Origin of the sequence: Veronia pacifica, assembly GCF_001707825.1 — a bacterium.
Classification (GTDB): Bacteria; Pseudomonadota; Gammaproteobacteria; order Enterobacterales; family Vibrionaceae; genus Veronia; species Veronia pacifica.
Genome location: NZ_LYBM01000014.1, coordinates 1 through 19195, shown reverse-complemented (window position 1 = coordinate 19195; position 19195 = coordinate 1). Strand labels below are relative to the sequence as shown.

The window sequence follows — 19195 nt, the reverse complement described above, 5'->3', positions numbered from 1 at the left end:
TTATTCGACACTTATGATCTCAACTTCAAATACCACGCGCTGACCCGCCAGCGGATGGTTAAAATCTACCGTTACTGAATCACCAATGATTTCGGTGATCACACCGGGGATATCCTGACCTCCCGGACCTGCAAACGCTACTATAGTACCCTCTTCAAGGGGAATATCACCACCAAATTGGGTTTTATTGACGTGATGAATGTTATCAGGGTTTGGCTGGCCAAAAGCATCCTCCGGTTCTAGAGAAAAACTTGACGACTCACCTTCACTTAAACCAAACAGACATTTCTCAAAGTTTTCTGTCAGACTGCCATCGCCCATCACCAGTTTAGCGGGCTTGCCTGTGTTCTGTGTACTGTCAGCGACAGAACCATCGGCCAGCTTGATGGAGAAATGCATGATCACCTGACTTTCCGCGCCAATTTTACTCATCATTGTACTTCCTTGGTATGAATTTTCACCATGCTGTAAAAGGCAAACAATGACGCTGCCCTATATTCAGCAAAACACCGACGATATGTCCCAGTATATCTGAGGGTTTTTACACTCGTCAGTATAAATACGGCGCTGACCGCAAACACGGCCAGCGCCTAATCATTTATTTTTACTGAGGGCTCAATTCGAACCTTTTGATTCAGTGTTACCTGACCGAAAACTGTCCAGCAAAATAAAGCCTGCGCCAATAAGGATGGCACTGTCTGCCAGATTAAATGCAGGCCAATGATTCGTTCCCCAAAAGAAATCGAGAAAGTCAATGACATAGCCATGCACCAGACGATCGAATAAATTGCCGATTGCGCCACCGATGATCAAGGCATAAGCAGCGTTGACCAAACGCTGTCTGGCCGGTGTCTTACTCATCCAGTAAACCAATACGCAAGAAACAATGATCGCCGTAGCACTAAAAAACCAGCGCTGCCAGCCACCAGCATCACTCAGGAAGCTAAACGCTGCTCCCGGGTTATGCACATAGGTCAGATTGAAAAAAGGCAGCAACTCGATCCGGTTCGCCGGGCCGTACTCCATGTTATTCATGACCAACAGTTTGGTGCCGATATCGAGTACAAAGACCAGAAGCGCCAGCCACAGCCAGCGCAGTCCAGACGGTTGTTCCGTCACATTTGTCATTAAGCAAATCGGCGTGTTTCGCCGTCTCCATCAATATTACTGACACAACGGCCACAGATTCCTTTGTGACCCTCAGATTCATCAACATCCGCAACATAGTGCCAGCAACGATCGCACTTCTGAGCAGCAGATTTTTTCACCGAAACAAACAAACCTGCAAGCTCAGTAGCCGTCGACCCCTCTGGGGCCTCTTCCGCTGCAACAACATCTGCTTTAGATGTCAACAGAACAAATCGAAGTTCATCACCAATGACCTGAAGCTTTTCAGCCAATTCAGGGGTAGCAAAAAGCGTCACTTCAGCTTCTAGTGAACTACCGATTTGTTTCTCACTTCTCGCTTGCTCAAGCAATTTGTTGACCGAGCCACGAACAGACAACAATTCAGTCCAGAACGCATCATTCAATACTTCGTCTGCCGCGAGACCAAACAAGCCGTCATACCATACTTCGGTAAATACAAACTTGTTGCGGGCTGTTTTGTCCGCCTGCTTTTGGGGCATCTCATTCCAAATCTCATCAGCAGTGAATGACATAATCGGTGCCATCCAACGTACCAAGGCTTCAACGATGTGGAACAAGGCGGTCTGACAGCTGCGGTGAGCATGACTGCCCGCTTTAGCCGTGTACTGACGGTCCTTGATGATATCAAGATAGAACGAGCCCATCTCGATAGAGCAGAACTGCATCAGGCGCTGAGTAACGGCGTGGAAGTTACATTCATCGAATGCCTTGAGGATTTCTTCCTGCGCTTCTTTTGCTTTACCCACGGCCCAGCGATCAGCAACCACCATATCCTCTGCTGCCACCATGTCAGTTTCTGGGTTGAAACCGTTCAGGTTAGCCAGCAGGAAACGCGCGGTGTTACGAATACGACGGTACGCATCTGCACTTCGCTTCAGGATTTCATCAGAAACTGTCATTTCGCCAGTGTAATCCGTTGATGCAACCCACAGGCGAAGGATGTCGCCACCCAGCTTGTTCATCACTTCCTGCGGCGACACAACATTACCAATTGATTTGGACATCTTGCGGCCCTGACCATCAACCGTAAAGCCGTGAGTCAGCACTTGAGTGTATGGCGCACGATTTTTAATGGCCACCGAGGTCAGCAGCGAAGACTGGAACCAGCCGCGATGCTGATCTGAGCCTTCAAGATACATGTCGGCTTCCTGACCACCAAACTCATCACGTTGGTTAACTACCGCTGAGTGAGTTGCACCAGAGTCAAACCATACATCCAGCGTATCAAGCACCTTCTCGTATTCGGCAGCATCAGCACCCAGCAGTTCCTGACAATCAAGATCCCACCACGCCTGAATACCGCTCTCTTCAACTTTCAGAGCGACTTTTTCAATCAGCTCGATAGTCTTGGGGTGAAGCTCTGACGTTTCTTTGTGAACGAATAACGCAATTGGCACACCCCAAGTACGCTGGCGGGAAATACACCAGTCTGGACGCCCTTCAACCATAGATTCGATACGGTTTTGGCCCCACTCAGGGATCCACTGAACAGATTTGATCTCTTCCATTGCCTTGTCACGGAGACCTGCCTTGTCCATAGAGATGAACCATTGAGGCGTAGCACGGAATATGATTGGCGTTTTGTGACGCCAGCAATGCGGATAGCTGTGCTCATACTTGTGATAGTGCAGCAATGCATCTCGTTCTTCCAACAAGGCGACTACATTGTCGTTGGCTTTAAAAACATGCTGGCCTGCAAAATATTCAGTGTCTGGTAGGTAGACACCATTGCTTCCAACCGGATTCGCCACCTCAAGATCGTATTGTTGACCAACAACAAAGTCTTCCTGACCATGACCCGGCGCAGTATGCACGACTCCAGTACCTGACTCCGTCGTGACGTGATCACCTAAGATTACTGGTACATCATAAGAGTAGAATGGATGATTGAAACGCAGAAGTTCGAGCGCCTGACCTTTAGTTACGCCCAGCGTGCGATAGTTTTCGATACCCGCACGTTCCATGACGTCTTTAGCCAACTCTGCAGCTACGATCAGACGACGAGGTTTGTCACCTTCAACCTGAACCAACACGTATTCCAGTGATTCAGAAACGGCAACTGCGCGGTTTGCTGGAAGTGTCCACGGAGTGGTGGTCCAGATAACGATAGAGACATCGCCTTCACCAAGTTCAGACAAATCGAATTTGGCGAGTACAGCCTGCTCATCGACAGCTTGGAACATGACATCAATGGACGGCGATACTTTGTCATAGTATTCAACTTCTGCTTCTGCCAACGCAGAACCACAGTCAGTACACCAGTGAACAGGCTTAAAACCTTTGTGCAGATGACCGTTATCTGCAATTTTACCTAATGCACGAATGATGTTGGCTTCGGTTTTAAAATCCATAGTTAGGTATGGTTTGTCCCATGCACCCAACACACCGAGGCGTTTAAAGTCAGCCATTTGGCCTTCGACTTGCTTGGCAGCATATTCACGACATTTCTGACGGAAATCACCCGCGCTGATTTTGTGTCCTGGCTTACCGACTTTTTTCTCAACTTTCAGTTCAATTGGCAGGCCGTGGCAGTCCCATCCCGGAACATAAGGCGCATCAAAATCTGATAGCGTTTTTGACTTGATAATAATGTCTTTAAGAATTTTATTTACAGAGTGACCAATGTGAATATCACCGTTTGCATAAGGAGGGCCGTCATGCAGGATGAAAGATTTTTTGCCTTTTTTCGCTTTACGGATCTCTCCGTATAGGTCTTCATCATACCAGCGTTTCAGCATTGCTGGTTCACGCTTAGCAAGATTACCTCGCATCGGAAAACCGGTTTCCGGCAGGTTTAAGGTATCTTTAAAGTCACTCATTAATAGTTTATTCCGTATGGACGTTTTTGACATTACCATCACCAGACAGCCAGTCACGTGCCGTCTGGGTATCAAGTTGTATTTGTTGCTTTAGCTCGTCCAGCGAGCCAAATTTCTTCTCTTCGCGCAGCTTTTCAAGTAACTGCACTTCGATATGGCGACCGTATAAGTCACCCTCTACATCGAAAAGATGTACTTCCAGTTGCTGCCTCACGCCATTCACGGTTGGACGTGTACCCACATTGGCTACACCACCGACAAGGCTATCCGGTTCAATACCGGCCACTTTGACCACGTAGACACCAGATACTGGGGATACCATGCGTTTGAGGGGCACGTTAGCGGTAGGGAAACCGAGTGTGCGTCCGAGCTTTTTACCATGGGATATACGGCCGCTGACACTGTAGGGTCTGCCCAACATCGCTGCGGCTTTCTGCTGCTCACCGCCCGCCAATACCTGACGAATGGCTGTACTGCTTACCCTTTGCTCAGAGACACAAAAGCTATGAGTGCTGACGACATCAAAGCCGATACGTTCAGATTCCTGCTCAAGGTAGGCAAAATCGCCTTTGCGCTTTGCGCCAAAGCGGAAATCATCACCAACCACCAGAAACTTAACACCCAATTGTTCAACCAACAAGCGATGAACAAAGTCCTCAGGCGTCATTGCAGCAAATTTATTACTGAAATTGACGACCAGTAAGCGTTCAACACCCAAAGCTGCCATTTGTCTATATTTGTCTCTCAGACGGGTAAGACGCGCTGGTGCATTTTTGCCTGCAAAAAGCTCCTGAGGCTGAGGCTCAAAGAGCATCACTGTAGGGGGTAAGCCCAACTCTCTCGCTTTTTCAATGACTTTGGACAACACCGCCTGATGGCCTAAGTGAACGCCGTCAAAATTCCCTATCGTCAGGACACACCCATGGTGCGCATCTCGGATGTTATGAATACCCCGAATTAATTCCATAGCTATAGAACGGTTTCCCCTTAAAAAACTGCCGGATTATATACTAGTCAGAACAATCACTCTATATCTGTCATTTTTAGCTGCCAGCTTTCAGGTGGCGGGGGCGCAACCCCGTAAGTCCCAGAGCTACCGCATACGTTGCAGCACCTGCGACAATTAATAGAGTCAGATCAAGAGCGCGTTTAGCCAGTGAAGACGCGACCCAAGCATCAAAATCAATATTTAGCCACATTACCATGGCTACCATGCACGTCACTGCCACCAGCAGTCTGACAATAAATAGGACGGTAGCACGTTTTATGCGGTAAATCCCCCCGCGGTGCAATCCCCGGTATAGTAATGATGCATTAAGTAACGCAGATAAAGCAGTGGCGATAGCCAGTCCGATATAACCATAAAGGTAAGCAAATATGATGTTAAATCCCATATTTGCCACCATGGCAATAATGCCTATCTTGACCGGTGTCTTGGTATCTTGGCGAGCGTAATATCCTGGTGCCAGCACCTTGACCAACATGAAACTTAGAAGACCAGACGCGTATGCCATCAGCGATAGCGATGCAGCTTGTACATCAGCAGCTGTAAACTCACCACGCATGAAAAGGACCATCAACATAGGCTTAGCGAGCAACACCATACCTGCCATCGCAGGTATGCCGAGTAACATTACCATCCTGACGCCCCAATCAAGTGTTGCTGAGAACTGTTCCTGCGTTTGCTCAACATGTTTTTTGGACAAGGCGGGTAGTATGACAGTTGCTATCGCGATCCCGAACAATCCCAATGGAAATTCGAGCAAGCGATCAGAGTAATACAGCCAACTCACTGCACTGTCACCAAGAAAGCTCGCGATAAAGGTATCAAAAAGTAGATTGATCTGACTGACAGAAACACCGAAAAGGGCCGGTATCATTAAAGTACGAACCTTTACGACGCCCGGGTGAGACCAACCCCATCGAGGCCGAACCAGCATGCCTTCACGATATAAAAAGGGAATTTGAAACAGAAACTGCGTCAGGCCACCCAAAAATACACCAATTGCCAGCCCCACTTCCGGTCTGTCGAGAACTGGTGACAGAAAGATGGCGGCCATGATCATTGCGATATTCAAAAAAACAGGCGTAAACGAGGAAACGGCAAATTTTCCAATCGTATTGAGAACTGAACCTGCTAACGCAACAAAGGTAATAAACCATAAATACGGGAAAGTAATCTTCAATAGGAAACTCGCCATCTCGTATTTACTGCCGTCTGGCCCTTGATTTAACCAGTCAGTAAACCAACCAGCCGCAAACAAGGCCATGATCACAGGAGATGCAACAATCCCTATCAAGGTCACAATGGAGACTAAGAGGCCAAGCGTTCCGGATGCATAGGCAATGAACTCACGCGTCTTATCTCTGTCACCACTGGCTTCATATTCAGCGATGACCGGGACAAAAGCCTGAGAAAAGGCTCCCTCAGCAAACAGGCGTCGCAAAAAGTTTGGTATTTTATTTGCCAGAAAAAAGGCATCAGCTGCACCACCAGCCCCAAGGAGGTTAGCAATGACCACATCTCTCACTAATCCCATCACCCGGGATATCATGGTCATGGTGCTTACAATCAAGCCTGAGCGCAAAAGTCGCTTTGACACGCGGTTTCCCCTTACTGATGTCGTTATTGTTATTGTGCTGAGCGACAGCGCGTACTTAACAGCACATCACCTGTTGTTCCAGCAAGCTACAGCAGCTAATTATCGAACAAAAGGCTTACTTCATTTCGAGAATGCTGTTAGAATCCGTCGCCATATTAACCGCGATGACCGCCTTACGCCAACCATCGACATCAGTTCGACTTGGTGCGGCGGATATTTGCACAAATGAATTGACAACTTGGGTAAAAAGAGGCATATTCCTCGGCCTTAAATTGTCACCGAATACAAGATTTGGGAGTTAGACCCTTGGCGAATATCAAATCTGCTAAGAAGCGTGCAATCCAATCTGAGAAGCGTCGCCAGCACAATGCAAGCCGTCGCTCAATGATGCGCACTTACATGAAAAAAACTATCGCAGCAATCTCTGCTGGCGATAAAGAAGCAGCAACCAAAGCATTTGGCGAAGTACAACCAGTTCTGGATCGCATGGCTACTAAGGGCCTGATCCACAAGAACAAGGCTGCTCGTCATAAAGCAAACTTCGCTGCACAAATCAAAGCTCTGTAAGAGTTTTTGATTTTCAGTCAAAAAAACGGCTTTCGCCGGTTTTTTTATATCTGTAACGCCAACTGTCACATTGTTATTAGCAATATAGTTGATAGAGCATAGAAATCATTTCTTTCACTTCAACACTTTTAAGTGAGTAGTAAACAGTCTGTGCCTCTTTACGGGTAGAAACGAGTTCATCTCTTCGCAGCCAGGCAAGGTGTTGTGACAACGCGGATTGACTAAGTCCGAGCTTCTCACTGAGTACACCAACTGATATTTCTCCTCCAAGCAAATGACACAAGATAATTAATCGTCTTTCATTCGCCATAGCCTTGAGCAGCGTGACTGCTTTCGGGCTGTTTTCCTGCATTTTTTTTAATTCCATTTTGATCCACTCAAGCGATGTAATTCCACTGGAATACCAGTAACAAAAAAAGAAAACTGTGACTTATATTTTTAATAGCTCAGCGTGTGTCATGGAAAAGATCGGCTAAATCAACCTCACAAATCCTTGTCACCGCTGGGTGTCTTATCATACGTTCAGCAAAAATAACGAAATACTCTTCTTTTAACTCTTCCACTCTTGCCACTTCATGTATGACGGGAAAATTCATACGATTGAGGTAAGAACTTGGAGCGAGAAAAATTGCATCACTGTTAACGCCAAACGCTTTCATTAACGCCGCATCGTCGAATTCGCCCAGTATATCAGGCGTAATTCCTTGCGTATCAAACCACTGCTTCACCTTGCTTCCCATCGCTGTTCTACTACCCGGAATGAGCAATTTCTTCCGTTCCAGACAGTCGGGAAATTTCAGCCCTGAAACTGCCTGAGAACAAAAAAAACTCATCGTGCTCTCTCCAAGTTTGACGCTGAACAAGCTGTCGCTCTGCGATGCACTCACGGGACAATCAGACAGAATCATATCTAACTTGTGTTGTCTTAAGCTGTCGAGCAGAAGTTCATGAGTCGACTCGAAGCACCGAAAGTGTAAACCGTCTTTACCTGAAGACGCCTGAAGCAAGATGGCACTCACCAGTTCTTTTGACAACGCATCGGCTACCCCGACCTCAAATAGCAAATTTTCCCTTTGGCTGTAGTTGACGATATCCATCATCTCATAACTTAAGCCAAACATACGATCTGCATACTTGTAGACCAGTTGACCGAGCTCTGTCGGTTCGACATAGCGGCCGTTTCTTTTTGTCAGTCTTCCTTTTAGCCTTTGTTCCAGAGTCCGTATCTGCCCAGTCACGGTTTGTGGCGTCAAAAATAACGCGTCAGCCGCTTTAGTGATAGAACCCTGCTTACACACCATCCAGAAATAGTAGAGATGGTTATAATTCAGATGAGACATATTCCGCCTTACTTAAAGACAATGGCACAGCTTACGCTGTGCCATTTTGAGCTGCAACAGAATGTGCCTGTTTTCATATTAGGGAGTTACGTTGAACCGCTAGTAGTCTGTACCCGCATCTTTTTCATCATTTTGCGCCAAAACTTCCGCCTCATCTGGCAAAACTTGACGCAACATCAGGTAGCCAATCACAGCTGATACCGTTGAACCAATCAAAATCCCTAGACGAGACAAGGTAATGTAACTGTCCTCAACACCAACGAATGCGAGTGCTGAAATAAACATCGACATGGTGAAACCAATGCCACACAATATTGATACCGCAAAAATTTGCTTGAAGGTTACCCTTTCAGGCAACTGCGCTATACCCGTTTTCACTGCCACCCAGCTAAAGACGAAAATGCCGAGTGGTTTACCCACGAGCAGACCTAGAGCAATCCCCAGAGGCAATGCATGAGTCAGGCTTGACAAGGTTACCCCTTCAAGTGACACACCTGCACTTGCAAATGCAAATAACGGCAGGATAAGAAACGAACTGTAAGGGTGCAGCTTGTGCTCAAGTGTTTTAAGTGGTGATTTATCCTCTTCATTCTTTCCTCTGAGTGGGATAGTGAAGCCGAGAACAACACCCGCCAATGTGGCATGAACACCTGACTGATAAACGCTAACCCACAGAACAGCACCAACCAACAAATACCAGCGTATAGACCTGACATTAAAGTAATTCAGTAGGAATAATACGGCGGTAGCTGCAAATGCAATTGAAAGCGATACCACTGCCAGTTCACTGCTGTAAAACAAAGCAATGATGATAATCACACCGAGGTCATCAATGATTGCCAGTGCCAGTAAGAAAACTTTCAGTGCCAGTGGTACGCGATTACCGAGAAGAGCCATCACACCAAGTGCAAAAGCAATATCTGTCGCAGCGGGTATCGCCCATCCGCTCACAGTAACTGGGTTATCAAAGTTGAATAAAAGGTAAATCAGCGCCGGTGCCAGCATTCCTCCAATCGCTGCGATGGCTGGAAAAATGGCTTTCTCTTGGGTATTAAGTGCCCCCTCAATGAGTTCACGTTTCACCTCAAGACCAATGAGTAAAAAGAAAATTGCCATCAGGAAGTCACTGATCCAGTGCTCGATAGACAGACCTAGAATGTAATGATGAAGTGTTGCCTCATAAATAGGTTCAAATGGAGAGTTAGCGACCAACATGGCAAGTAGAGCTGCAACAATGAGAACAATGCCTGCTGCAGATTCCACTTTCATGAACTGACGAATTGCATCAGTCATTTTTTTTCCCTCTATGCAAAGTTTACGATTCATTTATAAAGTCTATCCACAGATGAGGTCTGACAATAATCGCTTGTTTAGAGCTAAACCCTCGGAAATACCGAAGTCAGCGTACTCGTCAATCATGGAGAAACGAGCCTATTATCTCTACCTGAACCAATTAACACGAGACCTAGATCCCAAACAAAATAGATACCACCGATATCTGATAAATAATGCGAACAGATTACTAACAACTTAAAAATCATGATGATAAGTGCGCCTCACATCAAATTATCGGCCCTAAGTGTCATATATTTTTCACTTGTACGTCATAGAAGATGAGATTTGTAATATTAATGAAATAATAGCTTCCTACTATGCCTCCAGAATTTCGTTTTGACACAATTTTGACATTTTACTGTCATGGAGCTTTTAGGTATGACGTCTCAGGTTTCAACAGCCAGTCAGGCAACATCAAAAAACTGGCTAAAATGGGCTAATCTGGCCTTTATGCTTTACATGCTGCTGGTTGCAGTGGCTATGGTAGGCACAGGCTTCAAATGGGCGACTGGCGATCATGCTAAAACCCTTTTTGATTTTGCTTCACATCCTGTTGCCGCTCTAATGATTGGTATCGCAGCAACTGCGCTGATTCAATCTTCCAGTACAGTAACGTCAATCATTGTTGGTTTGGTTGCTGGTGGCCTGCCCATCGAGACAGCTATTCCGATGGTGATGGGTGCGAATATCGGTACAACAGTGACCAATACGCTGGTAAGTCTTGGTCATGCTAGATGCAAAGAAGAATTTAGACGCGCCTTCACCTGTGCGACCGTTCATGATTTCTTTAACTTGTTCGCTGTTGCTATCTTCCTGCCTCTTGAAATGGCATTTGGGCTACTGAACAAAATATCAGCTTGGTTGGTCTCACCACTAACCAGTGCCAGCGACCTTAGCATCAAAAGCATGAACTTCATAAAGCCACTGACAAAACCTGTTGTCAACGCTGTGAAAGGCCCGCTTGAAATGCTGCCAAACAACACTGGCGGTATCCTGATGATTGCTTTGGGTATCATAACCATCATTGCAGCGATAACCATTATGGGCAAGCTGATGAAGAAACTGATGGTTGGCCGCGCAAGAGAAATCCTGAAGAGCGCCATTGGTCGTGGACCACTTCACGGCATCCTGTCAGGCTCTGTAGTTACCGTGTTGGTTCAAAGCTCATCTACGACAACAAGCCTGATGGTTCCTCTGGTTGGAACGGGCGTATTGAAAGTGCGTGATGTTTACCCCTTCACTTTGGGTGCGAATATCGGTACCTGTATCACTGCCCTACTGGCGGCAACAGCGGTAACTGGTGAGTTTGCGGTTTTCGCACTGCAGATCGCACTGGTACACCTGAGCTTCAACATACTCGCGACTGCATTAATCTTCGGCCTGCCATTCCTGCGTGAGCTGCCACTGAAAGCAGCAGAGTGGTTGGGACAACTGGCTGAGCGTTCACAGTTTGCTGTTATCAGCTACATGGTTGTGGTATTCCTCATCCTACCAGGTGTGGTCTTGTTCCTTACCAACTGATCACAACCCTTCCCCCTATGATTAAAGACGCCATTTGGCGTCTTTTTTGTTTGATGCCTCTCTGCTTCTCTTCGTCTCAGTAAGGAAATCTACTGAAACAGCACCACCCACCTCGTGCTGTAATGATACAATTAGTCCGTTGCCACTAAGAAGATGAATCAATGAAACAATATCTCGATTTATGTCAGCGCATCGTCGATGAGGGCATTTGGGTTGATAATGAGCGTACAGGCAAAAAGTGTCTGACAGTGATCAATGCCGATTTGACCTATGATGTCGCTGGCGGCGAATTTCCTCTTGTTACCACCAGAAAGAGTTTCTGGAAATCAGCTATCGCAGAGATGATAGGATATTTGCGTGGCTACCAGAGCGCGGCCGATTTTCGCAAGCTTGGCACTAAAACATGGGATGCCAATGCCAATGAGAATGACGCCTGGCTGGCAAGCCCGCACAGACTGGGGCCTGACGATATTGGTGAGGCCTATGGTGTTGTTGGCCGAGGATGGCGGACAGCCGATGGGAGTCGCATTGATTTACTTCGTCAGATAATGGATGACCTTTCAAAGGGAGTCGATAACCGGGGTGAGATCCTGACATTTTATAATCCTGGGATTTTTGACCGGGCCTGTCTTCGTCCTTGCATGTACAGCCATCACTTTTCATTACTTGGCGATACCTTGTACCTCAACAGCACGCAAAGAAGCTGTGATGTGCCGCTTGGTCTGAATTTCAATATGGTTCAGGTATATTTTTTACTGGCAATCATCGCGCAGATCACGGGTAAAAAAGCGGGCAAGGCGTACCATAAAATTGTCAACGCACATATTTATGAAGATCAGCTCGAGTTAATGCGGGATGTGCAACTTAAACGCGAACCGTTTCCTGCCCCCAAGTTGATCATCAATCCGGAGATCAAGACACTTGAGGATCTTGAAACCTGGGTGACATTGGATGACTTCGACGTTGAGGGATACCAATGTCACGAGGCAATTAAGTATCCATTCTCTGTCTGATTCTTTTTCTTCGTTGAATCGCAGCCGAAAAGCCTGAGATCACCTCAGGCTTTGTTCATTCTAAAACAGCATAGACAGTGCAACGAGTAAAAGAAAAACCGAGAAAACCTGTTTGATGATATGGACAGGTAAGCGTGTTGTCAGCTTGACTCCATAGCCTGTTGTCAGCACAGAGGTGCCAGCAATACCTAATAGCGCTGGCAAGTACACGTAACCAAGGCTGTAAGCGGGTAAAGGCTGCTCATGGTGCAAACCAAAAATGACAAAGCCTGTCATACCGGAAATGGCGAGGAATACCCCGCACATTGATGCACTGCCAATGGCTTTCCGCATCTCGACCCCAAAATGACTGAGATAAGGTACGATCAGCGAACCTCCACCGATACCTGCCAGACTGGATACTATGCCTATCACTGTTCCACCCGCGAGATTACCAACACGACTGGGGAATGGAGCTGTCGTTGCTTTAACACGCATAGATACAAACATTTGTAGCGCCAGCAACATAACGATGCCACCAAAAACCCGGGGCAATACTTCAGCAGGTAAATGGTCTGCCAATGCGCTTCCCATCAGGCCACCGAGAAGAATACCGGGTAGTAAGGTGCGTATAACCCTGATATCAGTGTTGCCCATACGGTAATGATTGCGGGCTGATGATGAGGCAGTGAGCACAATACTGGCCAGGGATGTCGCTAGCGCCATTGGCATAACATGTTCGGGTAATGCACCAGCCAAGGGAAACAGGTAGGACAATACAGGTACAACCAGAAGACCACCGCCGATCCCGAGAAGACCAGCTAAAACCCCAACTACAGAGCCAGTTACCAGACAAGCAGGAAACAGCCACCAAAGGGCATCAAGCATAACAACTTCCTATCTGCACACTCTGAGAATATCTCCTAAATTGTGCAGTTTTAAAAACGATTCAGACTCAGCGCGGATCTCATCGGCCATTGTGAGCGAGGATATTGTTTTGACATGCTCCTGAACAGCCTTTATATCAAGATGGCGGAGAACGTATTTGATTCTAGCGACACTCCGGGTATTCATACTGAGTTGGCGGTATCCCATTCCGATCAACAACATAGCACCGAGCGGATCCCCGGCTAACTCACCACACACGCACACAGGTAACTGATTTCGCTGACAGGTACTCACTATACTCTGAAGTGCAGCAATGACCGCAGGGTGTAACGAGTCATAAACGTCTGCCACACGTACGTTATTCCTATCAACAGCGAGAAGGTACTGCGTCAGGTCATTGGTTCCGACAGAAATAAAGTCAACATGCTGTGCAACCGCGTCAAGTTGGTAAAGAATGGAGGGTACCTCAACCATCACCCCCAGACTGGGTGGATGAAGTGTTTTTCCCTCGGCATCAAACAACTCTGCGACTTCGTCAAAAGCCCGCTGAATGAGCACTTTTGCATCAAGTAACTCGTTGAGACCAGATACCATGGGCAATAGGATAGCAAGGTTATCCATTCCATCACTTGCCCGGAGCATGGCTCTGATCTGCATCAGAAAAATATCAGGGTGATCGAGTGTAAATCTGATCCCACGCCAACCCAAGAAGGGATTGTCCTCTTCAATCGTGAGATATGGCAGAGGCTTATCACCGCCAATATCTAAGGATCGCATCACCACCGGCTGACCGCGATATGCCTCAAGAATAGATTGGTAGAGAGCACACTGGTCATCCTCAGACGGGAAACTGGACTGCATCAGAAATGGTATTTCTGTACGGTATAAACCGACACCGTCCACACCATCGTTAATCGCAATACCCGTATCTGCACTCAAACCCGCGTTTAAATGTATCTCGATCTCTGTGCCGTCAGCTGTCTGTGTATTCGAGGTAAACTCACTGTCCAGCAGTGACTGAATTTCAGCCTCTTCCTCAAGCAGTCTTTCGTATTCCTGCACCACCACGCCGGAAGGCTCAACGAACACCATCCCCTGATAACCATCAAGCACAATGTGTTTGCCATGAACCAGACGGGGGCGAAAGTCGACCCCCATAACAGCAGGAATACCCATAGCTCTGGCGAGAATCGCAGCGTGAGCATTCACAGCGCCCTCTTCTGCGACCAGACCAGCGAGTTTTCCTCTCGGTATTGCCGCCAGCATCCCTGCAGTCAGCTCACGGGCCAACAACACGATAGGTTGCTCTATATTCCATTCCGGTGCGCTTTGCTGCTGAAGAAACGTTAACAGCCTCTGACCAAGCTCTTTAATATCTGCAGCCCGCTGTTTCAGATAAGGATCGGACATCGCGCCGAACCGTGCTGAAAAATCATCAACTGCCTGCCTCAGTGCCCACTCAGCCATGTCGCCATTGTTGATACGTTCAACAATCGCATCCCTGAGCATTGGGTCATTCAGCAGGTGGGTGAAAAGGTCAAAAATAGCCAGCACATCGGCATTCAGATCCAAATCGAGTCGTTTTCTGAGTTTACGAAAGTCATTACAGGCCGCATTAATGGCTTCATCAAGACGTCTGATATCTGACTTACTGCACACTACCGAGGCTGGCAGTACGTCTTCCAGTTCAGGGCGGGTCAGGTCACACCATGCTCTCGCGATGGCAATACCTTGGGACGCTGCAGCACCATGCAGAACTGTTATTTCGTTTTCAGGCCATATACCCTGTGCCTTTGCATGAGCAAAGATAACAGCTAACTGAGCAGCAAGGGTAATAAGGAAGGATTCTTCACTCTCGTCAAAGTGTCGGGAATCACGCTGCTGAACGACAAGAACGCCGAGAACCTCGCGGCGGTAAATAATGGGAGTACCGAGAAAAGAGTGGAAGGCATCTTCCCCGGTTTCGGGAAAGTGTTTGAACTCACGGTGTTTTTTTACATCGGCGACATTAATGGGTTCAGCGCGTCGGCCAACGAGACCAACCAGACCTTCATCAAAGTCCATGACTATTGATCCGGGTGCAACGTCCAGCCCTTGGCTAGCCATCAGCTCGTAAGTCTTGAGCTGATGATCCGCGATATAAACAGAGCAGCACTCGGTGGACATTGCAAGGCAGGTCTCTTTTACAAGCACATCGAGAGAGTCGCTGACACTGGCTGAAGAAGCAACTTTATGAACAATATCACGTAGCTTGGTCAGCATCAGTTTCCTCTCTCGTCATCACGAACCCGTCGGTAAAAATAATCCTATATCTAATTGAGCTTAAGCTGCTAGTAAAGGAATTGGAAGCATTGTTATCTCCGCGCTCGATAACGCTATTTCAGTCAAAACAATTGCCCACCAATGCGTCAGCTCTGGCTCTCATTATCTTATCTTTTGTTCGAGCCTTTTCGTGCTTTCTTACGTGCCTTTCTCTCCCTAAAAGGCATAGCAACGGCAGCAAACTCTTTCATTGCCCTGCGATATACATCGCGCTTAAAGGATACAACCTGCCTCACCGGATACCAATAACTGACCCAACGCCAGCCATCAAACTCTGGTGATGCACCACACTGCATGTTTACCCTTGACTCGTCACATTCCAGCTTAAGCAGAAACCATTTCTGCTTTTGCCCGATACAAACAGGCTTTGAGTCCCAGCGAACCAGTCTTTTCGGCAACTTATAGCGAAGCCAATGACGACTGGTTGCTAAAATTCTGACATCCTTTTTCGTCAGTCCCACTTCCTCATACAACTCTCTGAACATAGCCTGTTCTGGAGTCTCACCTTCATCAATTCCCCCTTGGGGAAACTGCCAAGAATGTTGTCCACATCGACGAGCCCAGAGAACCTGACCGTGGCTGTTACATATGACAATCCCAACATTGGGACGGTAGCCATCGCCATCTATCACTGGACGACCTCAAACATAAATCTCTATTAACAGTGATTTTTTCACATAATACCCACAGTGGTAAACAAACAATGTTAATGGATTATAGTTTTTGGGGATTACACCCTACATTGAGGATAAAGCATCACCCCTTCAGAAGTTATAAACAGCAACATGAGACACAAAGCACATTTATTCACGCTTTCTGTGGATAGCTATGTGCAGAAAGGAAAGATAATGTGTTTTAATTATTAATGAAAATATCGATGCGAGTTTTAAGTCTAGTTAAATCATAAATATAAGTGTTATTTTTCAATAGTTTAAAACAACCCTCATAGATAAGATTATTTTGATCCTTCCAATCGAAAACCGAAACAAACGCTTCGGTCAAAGATCAACCAGATAGTTATCAGTCGAGCAACTTTGTATAAATTCCACACATAACAGCACTATTCGTCACAAAAAACCTTAGGAAAATCACTGTTTATACATACATAGGATCTAACTGAGCTGGATGATCCTCTTGACCTGTGGATATCTTTATTCTCAACTGCCCGATATCAAACTGGCATTTTCACCATCGTGCTGATAGCGTTAACGCAAACTTTTTCGTCATATTTATAATGAACGCAGCACCTCAAACTGAACAAGAACTTCTTGAACGTGCCCTTGAGCTGGCAGGCTTTAGCCTCGGAGAAATAGCCGCGAAGCTCGGGCAGCAATGCCCAATGGATCTGAAACGTGAAAAAGGCTGGGTGGGTATGTTGCTCGAAACCTGGCTTGGCGCCACTGCAGGCAGTAAGCCTGTGCAGGATTTTGAGGATCTGGCTATCGAGCTCAAAAGCATTCCCATCAGTTATTCCGGCAAGCCGCTTGAAACAACCTTTGTTTGTGTGGCACCACTGACAGGGATCCACGGTTTGAGTTGGGAAAAAAGCCACATCAGACAAAAGCTCTCTAAAGTGTTGTGGATTCCAGTGGAAGGCGAGCGCGACATTCCCGTCTGCGATCGACAAATTGGTATGCCACTGTTATGGCAACCGAGTACCGAAGAGGAAGCACAGTTAAAAGCAGATTGGGAAGAATTAATGGATATGATTGCACTGGGTGAAATTGCCAAAATAAACGCCCGGCATGGTGAATATCTCCAACTCAGGCCCAAAGGCATGAACGGTAAAGTGGTCACCGAAGCCTACGGTGCTTCAGGCCAGCCAATCAAGGCGCAACCAAAAGGCTTTTACTTAAGAAAATCTTTTACTGAGCGAATTTTACGTCGGCACTTTTTGCACTTGGCAGAAAACAATCAGGATAGATAAAATCTGTCGTCAGCGCAGTATAACGTAGCGGGGGATTAATTTCGGTTTATGAGGACTAGTACATGCTTATGGGAACATGTGCATAGAGCCGCCGACGCCCTCGGGCGTCAGCTCAGACGCTACAATCTGATCTCCATGTCTTCGTGCACAGCTGCTGCACCAGTAGGACCGAATTCATCATACGGATCCATTAAACGCAGTGTCGCCCTCTCAATACCAAGTTTTCGAAGACTACCACTCACACGCTCTATGGTGTCAAAGTGCATCATTTGTTCATTGTCATCACGTAGGGGCTCTAGATTTCCTTTGACCTCAACCTCGACCATATACTGAACGCCACCTGCATGGGCAACAACGTAACAATGGGGTATATCGTGCGGATGGGACTTTATCCAGTACTTGAGCTGTTTTAATTTCATTCGCTTCCCTCCAAGCTTCCTAACCTTTAAAGGCTAGTTGAGTTTTACTCAAAACCACCAACTCAAATGTTCAAATGATAACTGCCACACATATTGTATGGTTAATAGTGAAACGTGGTTTAAAAAGCAGCCATAAAATTTAAGTATGAGATCGCTGAAATACGAAGTGTTCGTATTGTGACACGGATGGGATGATTGAAATTCACTCATCATAAAGGCAATGTCGTAATAGGATACATCTCTAGTAAGGAGAACGGATGCAATACCATACCCTCCCCCATACCGACCTAAACGTCAGTAAAATCTGTTTGGGCACTATGACGTTTGGTCAACAGAACACTGAAGCTGACGCTCATGCCCAATTGGATTTAGCGGTCGACCGGGGGATAAACTTCATTGATACAGCGGAAATGTATGCGATCCCACCCACTCCTGAAACTCAGGGTTTGACGGAAAAATATATCGGCAGCTGGCTGAAACAGCCCGGTTGTCGCGAAAAACTGATTGTCGCAACTAAAATCGCTGGACCTCGTGGCGTTCCTTACATAAGAAACAACATGTCACTCGACAGGCGAAATGTCAGACAAGCGTTAGAGGACAGTTTACGGAGACTGGAAACCGACTACATAGATTTATATCAAGTACACTGGCCACAAAGACAAGTGAACAATTTTGGCTCGCTTAATTACAAACATCAGGCCGACAATCAAGATGTCAGCTTGCTGGAGACACTTGATGCTCTGTCAGAGCTGGTTAGGGAAGGTAAAATTCGCCACATCGGCGTTTCGAATGAAACCCCTTGGGGGGTGATGTCATATCTCCGGATAGCTGAAAAGCACGACCTTAGTCGCATTGTATCTATTCAAAACCCTTACAACCTTCTCAATCGAAGTTTTGAAGTGGGGCTGTCGGAAATTAGTTTTCAAGAAGGGGTAGAACTACTTGCCTATTCCCCCCTCGCATTTGGCGTCTTGTCCGGTAAATACCTCCACAATAACAAACCAGATGGGGCAAGATGCACGCGTTGGGGACGATTTTCTCGTTACTTTACAGAAAATGGTCTTCTGGCTACGGAAGCCTATGTCAATCTAGCAAGAGATCACGGTTTAGATCCCGCTCAGATGGCGTTGGCCTTTGTAAATTCAAGGCCATTTGTCGCCAGCAACATTATAGGGGCAACGACCCTCGAGCAACTGGAGGCGAATATTAATAGTATTGACGTCACGCTCGATGATGAGGTTTTAAAAGAGATCGATAACATCGCGACGCAGTTTTCTAACCCTTGCCCTTAAACACTTTCAGAAAGACATAAA

18 protein-coding genes are annotated in these 19195 nt (G+C 46.7%); 6 read left to right on the top strand and 12 right to left on the bottom strand.

Annotated features, from left to right (window positions below):
• The 5 genes from fkpB to murJ all read right to left on the bottom strand — a co-directional run bounded on the left by fkpB (position 1) and on the right by murJ (position 6571).
• A complete protein-coding gene (fkpB, locus tag A8L45_RS09340) occupies positions 1-432 on the bottom strand; it encodes an FKBP-type peptidyl-prolyl cis-trans isomerase (RefSeq protein WP_068901670.1) in 432 nt (143 codons plus the stop codon).
• Between the two features lie 183 nt (positions 433-615).
• Positions 616-1128, bottom strand: a complete 513-nt coding sequence (gene lspA, locus A8L45_RS09335; RefSeq protein ID WP_068901559.1) for a signal peptidase II — start codon at positions 1126-1128, stop codon at positions 616-618.
• Positions 1128-3968, bottom strand: coding sequence for an isoleucine--tRNA ligase (gene ileS, locus A8L45_RS09330; protein WP_068901557.1), 2841 nt, complete (start codon positions 3966-3968; stop codon positions 1128-1130). The genes lspA and ileS overlap by 1 nt, the downstream gene beginning before the upstream one ends.
• Before the next feature lie 7 nt (positions 3969-3975).
• A complete protein-coding gene (ribF, locus tag A8L45_RS09325; RefSeq protein ID WP_068901555.1) occupies positions 3976-4935 on the bottom strand; it encodes a bifunctional riboflavin kinase/FAD synthetase in 960 nt (319 codons plus the stop codon).
• Positions 4936-5011: 76 nt separating this feature from the next.
• Positions 5012-6571: a murein biosynthesis integral membrane protein MurJ gene (gene murJ / locus A8L45_RS09320; protein WP_068901553.1), complete on the bottom strand. Its 1560-nt coding sequence runs from the start codon at positions 6569-6571 to the stop codon at positions 5012-5014.
• Here murJ and A8L45_RS24555 point away from each other — a divergent pair.
• Both A8L45_RS24555 and rpsT read left to right on the top strand, forming a co-directional pair.
• Positions 6483-6800 carry a hypothetical protein gene (locus A8L45_RS24555; protein ID WP_175401958.1) on the top strand — a complete coding sequence of 106 codons (318 nt, stop codon included), beginning with the start codon at positions 6483-6485 and terminating at the stop codon, positions 6798-6800. The two genes, murJ and A8L45_RS24555, sit on opposite strands and share 89 nt — an antisense overlap.
• A gap of 77 nt (positions 6801-6877) precedes the next feature.
• Positions 6878-7138 (top strand): 30S ribosomal protein S20, encoded by a 261-nt coding sequence (gene rpsT / locus A8L45_RS09315; protein WP_068901551.1) that lies wholly within the window; start codon positions 6878-6880, stop codon positions 7136-7138.
• A gap of 76 nt (positions 7139-7214) precedes the next feature.
• On the opposite strand, the gene A8L45_RS09310 is transcribed toward rpsT, so the two are convergent.
• The 3 genes from A8L45_RS09310 to nhaA form a co-directional block, all read right to left on the bottom strand.
• Positions 7215-7505, bottom strand: a complete 291-nt coding sequence (locus A8L45_RS09310; protein ID WP_068901549.1) for an ArsR/SmtB family transcription factor — start codon at positions 7503-7505, stop codon at positions 7215-7217.
• A gap of 79 nt (positions 7506-7584) precedes the next feature.
• On the bottom strand, positions 7585-8478 hold the full coding sequence (gene nhaR / locus A8L45_RS09305) for a transcriptional activator NhaR (protein ID WP_068901546.1): 894 nt from the start codon (positions 8476-8478) through the stop codon (positions 7585-7587).
• Between the two features lie 99 nt (positions 8479-8577).
• Positions 8578-9771, bottom strand: a complete 1194-nt coding sequence (gene nhaA / locus A8L45_RS09300) for a Na+/H+ antiporter NhaA (protein WP_068901543.1) — start codon at positions 9769-9771, stop codon at positions 8578-8580.
• Between the two features lie 420 nt (positions 9772-10191).
• Here nhaA and A8L45_RS09295 point away from each other — a divergent pair, with 420 nt between their 5' ends.
• Positions 10192-11334 (top strand): Na/Pi symporter, encoded by a 1143-nt coding sequence (locus A8L45_RS09295; protein ID WP_068901542.1) that lies wholly within the window; start codon positions 10192-10194, stop codon positions 11332-11334.
• 161 nt (positions 11335-11495) lie between these two features.
• A complete protein-coding gene (locus A8L45_RS09290; protein ID WP_068901540.1) occupies positions 11496-12347 on the top strand; it encodes a thymidylate synthase in 852 nt (283 codons plus the stop codon).
• A 60-nt stretch (positions 12348-12407) separates the two neighbouring features.
• Here the strand turns inward: A8L45_RS09290 and A8L45_RS09285 are convergent, their stop codons facing one another.
• The 3 genes from A8L45_RS09285 to rppH all read right to left on the bottom strand — a co-directional run bounded on the left by A8L45_RS09285 (position 12408) and on the right by rppH (position 16168).
• Positions 12408-13214 carry a sulfite exporter TauE/SafE family protein gene (locus A8L45_RS09285; protein ID WP_068901538.1) on the bottom strand — a complete coding sequence of 269 codons (807 nt, stop codon included), beginning with the start codon at positions 13212-13214 and terminating at the stop codon, positions 12408-12410.
• Positions 13215-13223: 9 nt separating this feature from the next.
• Positions 13224-15476: a phosphoenolpyruvate--protein phosphotransferase gene (ptsP, locus tag A8L45_RS09280; protein ID WP_068901536.1), complete on the bottom strand. Its 2253-nt coding sequence runs from the start codon at positions 15474-15476 to the stop codon at positions 13224-13226.
• Positions 15477-15643: 167 nt separating this feature from the next.
• A complete protein-coding gene (rppH, locus tag A8L45_RS09275; protein ID WP_068901534.1) occupies positions 15644-16168 on the bottom strand; it encodes an RNA pyrophosphohydrolase in 525 nt (174 codons plus the stop codon).
• Positions 16169-16770: 602 nt separating this feature from the next.
• Here rppH and mutH point away from each other — a divergent pair.
• Complete coding sequence (mutH, locus tag A8L45_RS09270; RefSeq protein ID WP_068901669.1) at positions 16771-17463, top strand: DNA mismatch repair endonuclease MutH; 693 nt, start codon at positions 16771-16773, stop codon at positions 17461-17463.
• A 119-nt stretch (positions 17464-17582) separates the two neighbouring features.
• Here the strand turns inward: mutH and A8L45_RS09265 are convergent, their stop codons facing one another.
• Positions 17583-17882 carry a DUF6482 family protein gene (locus A8L45_RS09265; RefSeq protein WP_068901531.1) on the bottom strand — a complete coding sequence of 100 codons (300 nt, stop codon included), beginning with the start codon at positions 17880-17882 and terminating at the stop codon, positions 17583-17585.
• 257 nt (positions 17883-18139) lie between these two features.
• Between A8L45_RS09265 and A8L45_RS09260 the strand changes: the two genes are divergently transcribed.
• Positions 18140-19174 carry an NADP(H)-dependent aldo-keto reductase gene (locus tag A8L45_RS09260; RefSeq protein WP_068901529.1) on the top strand — a complete coding sequence of 345 codons (1035 nt, stop codon included), beginning with the start codon at positions 18140-18142 and terminating at the stop codon, positions 19172-19174.
• Positions 19175-19195 lie beyond the last annotated feature (21 nt).

Excerpts from the sequence above, each read along its gene's own strand:
- fkpB (WP_068901670.1), bottom strand. The coding sequence starts at position 432 with ATGAGTAAAATTGGCGCGGAAAGTCAGGTGATCATGCATTTCTCCATC.
- lspA (WP_068901559.1), bottom strand. The coding sequence starts at position 1,128 with ATGACAAATGTGACGGAACAACCGTCTGGACTGCGCTGGCTGTGGCTG.
- ileS (WP_068901557.1), bottom strand. The coding sequence starts at position 3,968 with ATGAGTGACTTTAAAGATACCTTAAACCTGCCGGAAACCGGTTTTCCG.
- ribF (WP_068901555.1), bottom strand. The coding sequence starts at position 4,935 with ATGGAATTAATTCGGGGTATTCATAACATCCGAGATGCGCACCATGGG.
- A8L45_RS24555 (WP_175401958.1), top strand. The coding sequence starts at position 6,483 with ATGACCACATCTCTCACTAATCCCATCACCCGGGATATCATGGTCATG.
- A8L45_RS09310 (WP_068901549.1), bottom strand. The coding sequence starts at position 7,505 with ATGGAATTAAAAAAAATGCAGGAAAACAGCCCGAAAGCAGTCACGCTG.
- nhaR (WP_068901546.1), bottom strand. The coding sequence starts at position 8,478 with ATGTCTCATCTGAATTATAACCATCTCTACTATTTCTGGATGGTGTGT.
- nhaA (WP_068901543.1), bottom strand. The coding sequence starts at position 9,771 with ATGACTGATGCAATTCGTCAGTTCATGAAAGTGGAATCTGCAGCAGGC.
- A8L45_RS09295 (WP_068901542.1), top strand. The coding sequence starts at position 10,192 with ATGACGTCTCAGGTTTCAACAGCCAGTCAGGCAACATCAAAAAACTGG.
- A8L45_RS09290 (WP_068901540.1), top strand. The coding sequence starts at position 11,496 with ATGAAACAATATCTCGATTTATGTCAGCGCATCGTCGATGAGGGCATT.
- A8L45_RS09285 (WP_068901538.1), bottom strand. The coding sequence starts at position 13,214 with ATGCTTGATGCCCTTTGGTGGCTGTTTCCTGCTTGTCTGGTAACTGGC.
- ptsP (WP_068901536.1), bottom strand. The coding sequence starts at position 15,476 with ATGCTGACCAAGCTACGTGATATTGTTCATAAAGTTGCTTCTTCAGCC.
- mutH (WP_068901669.1), top strand. The coding sequence starts at position 16,771 with ATGAACGCAGCACCTCAAACTGAACAAGAACTTCTTGAACGTGCCCTT.
- A8L45_RS09265 (WP_068901531.1), bottom strand. The coding sequence starts at position 17,882 with ATGAAATTAAAACAGCTCAAGTACTGGATAAAGTCCCATCCGCACGAT.
- A8L45_RS09260 (WP_068901529.1), top strand. The coding sequence starts at position 18,140 with ATGCAATACCATACCCTCCCCCATACCGACCTAAACGTCAGTAAAATC.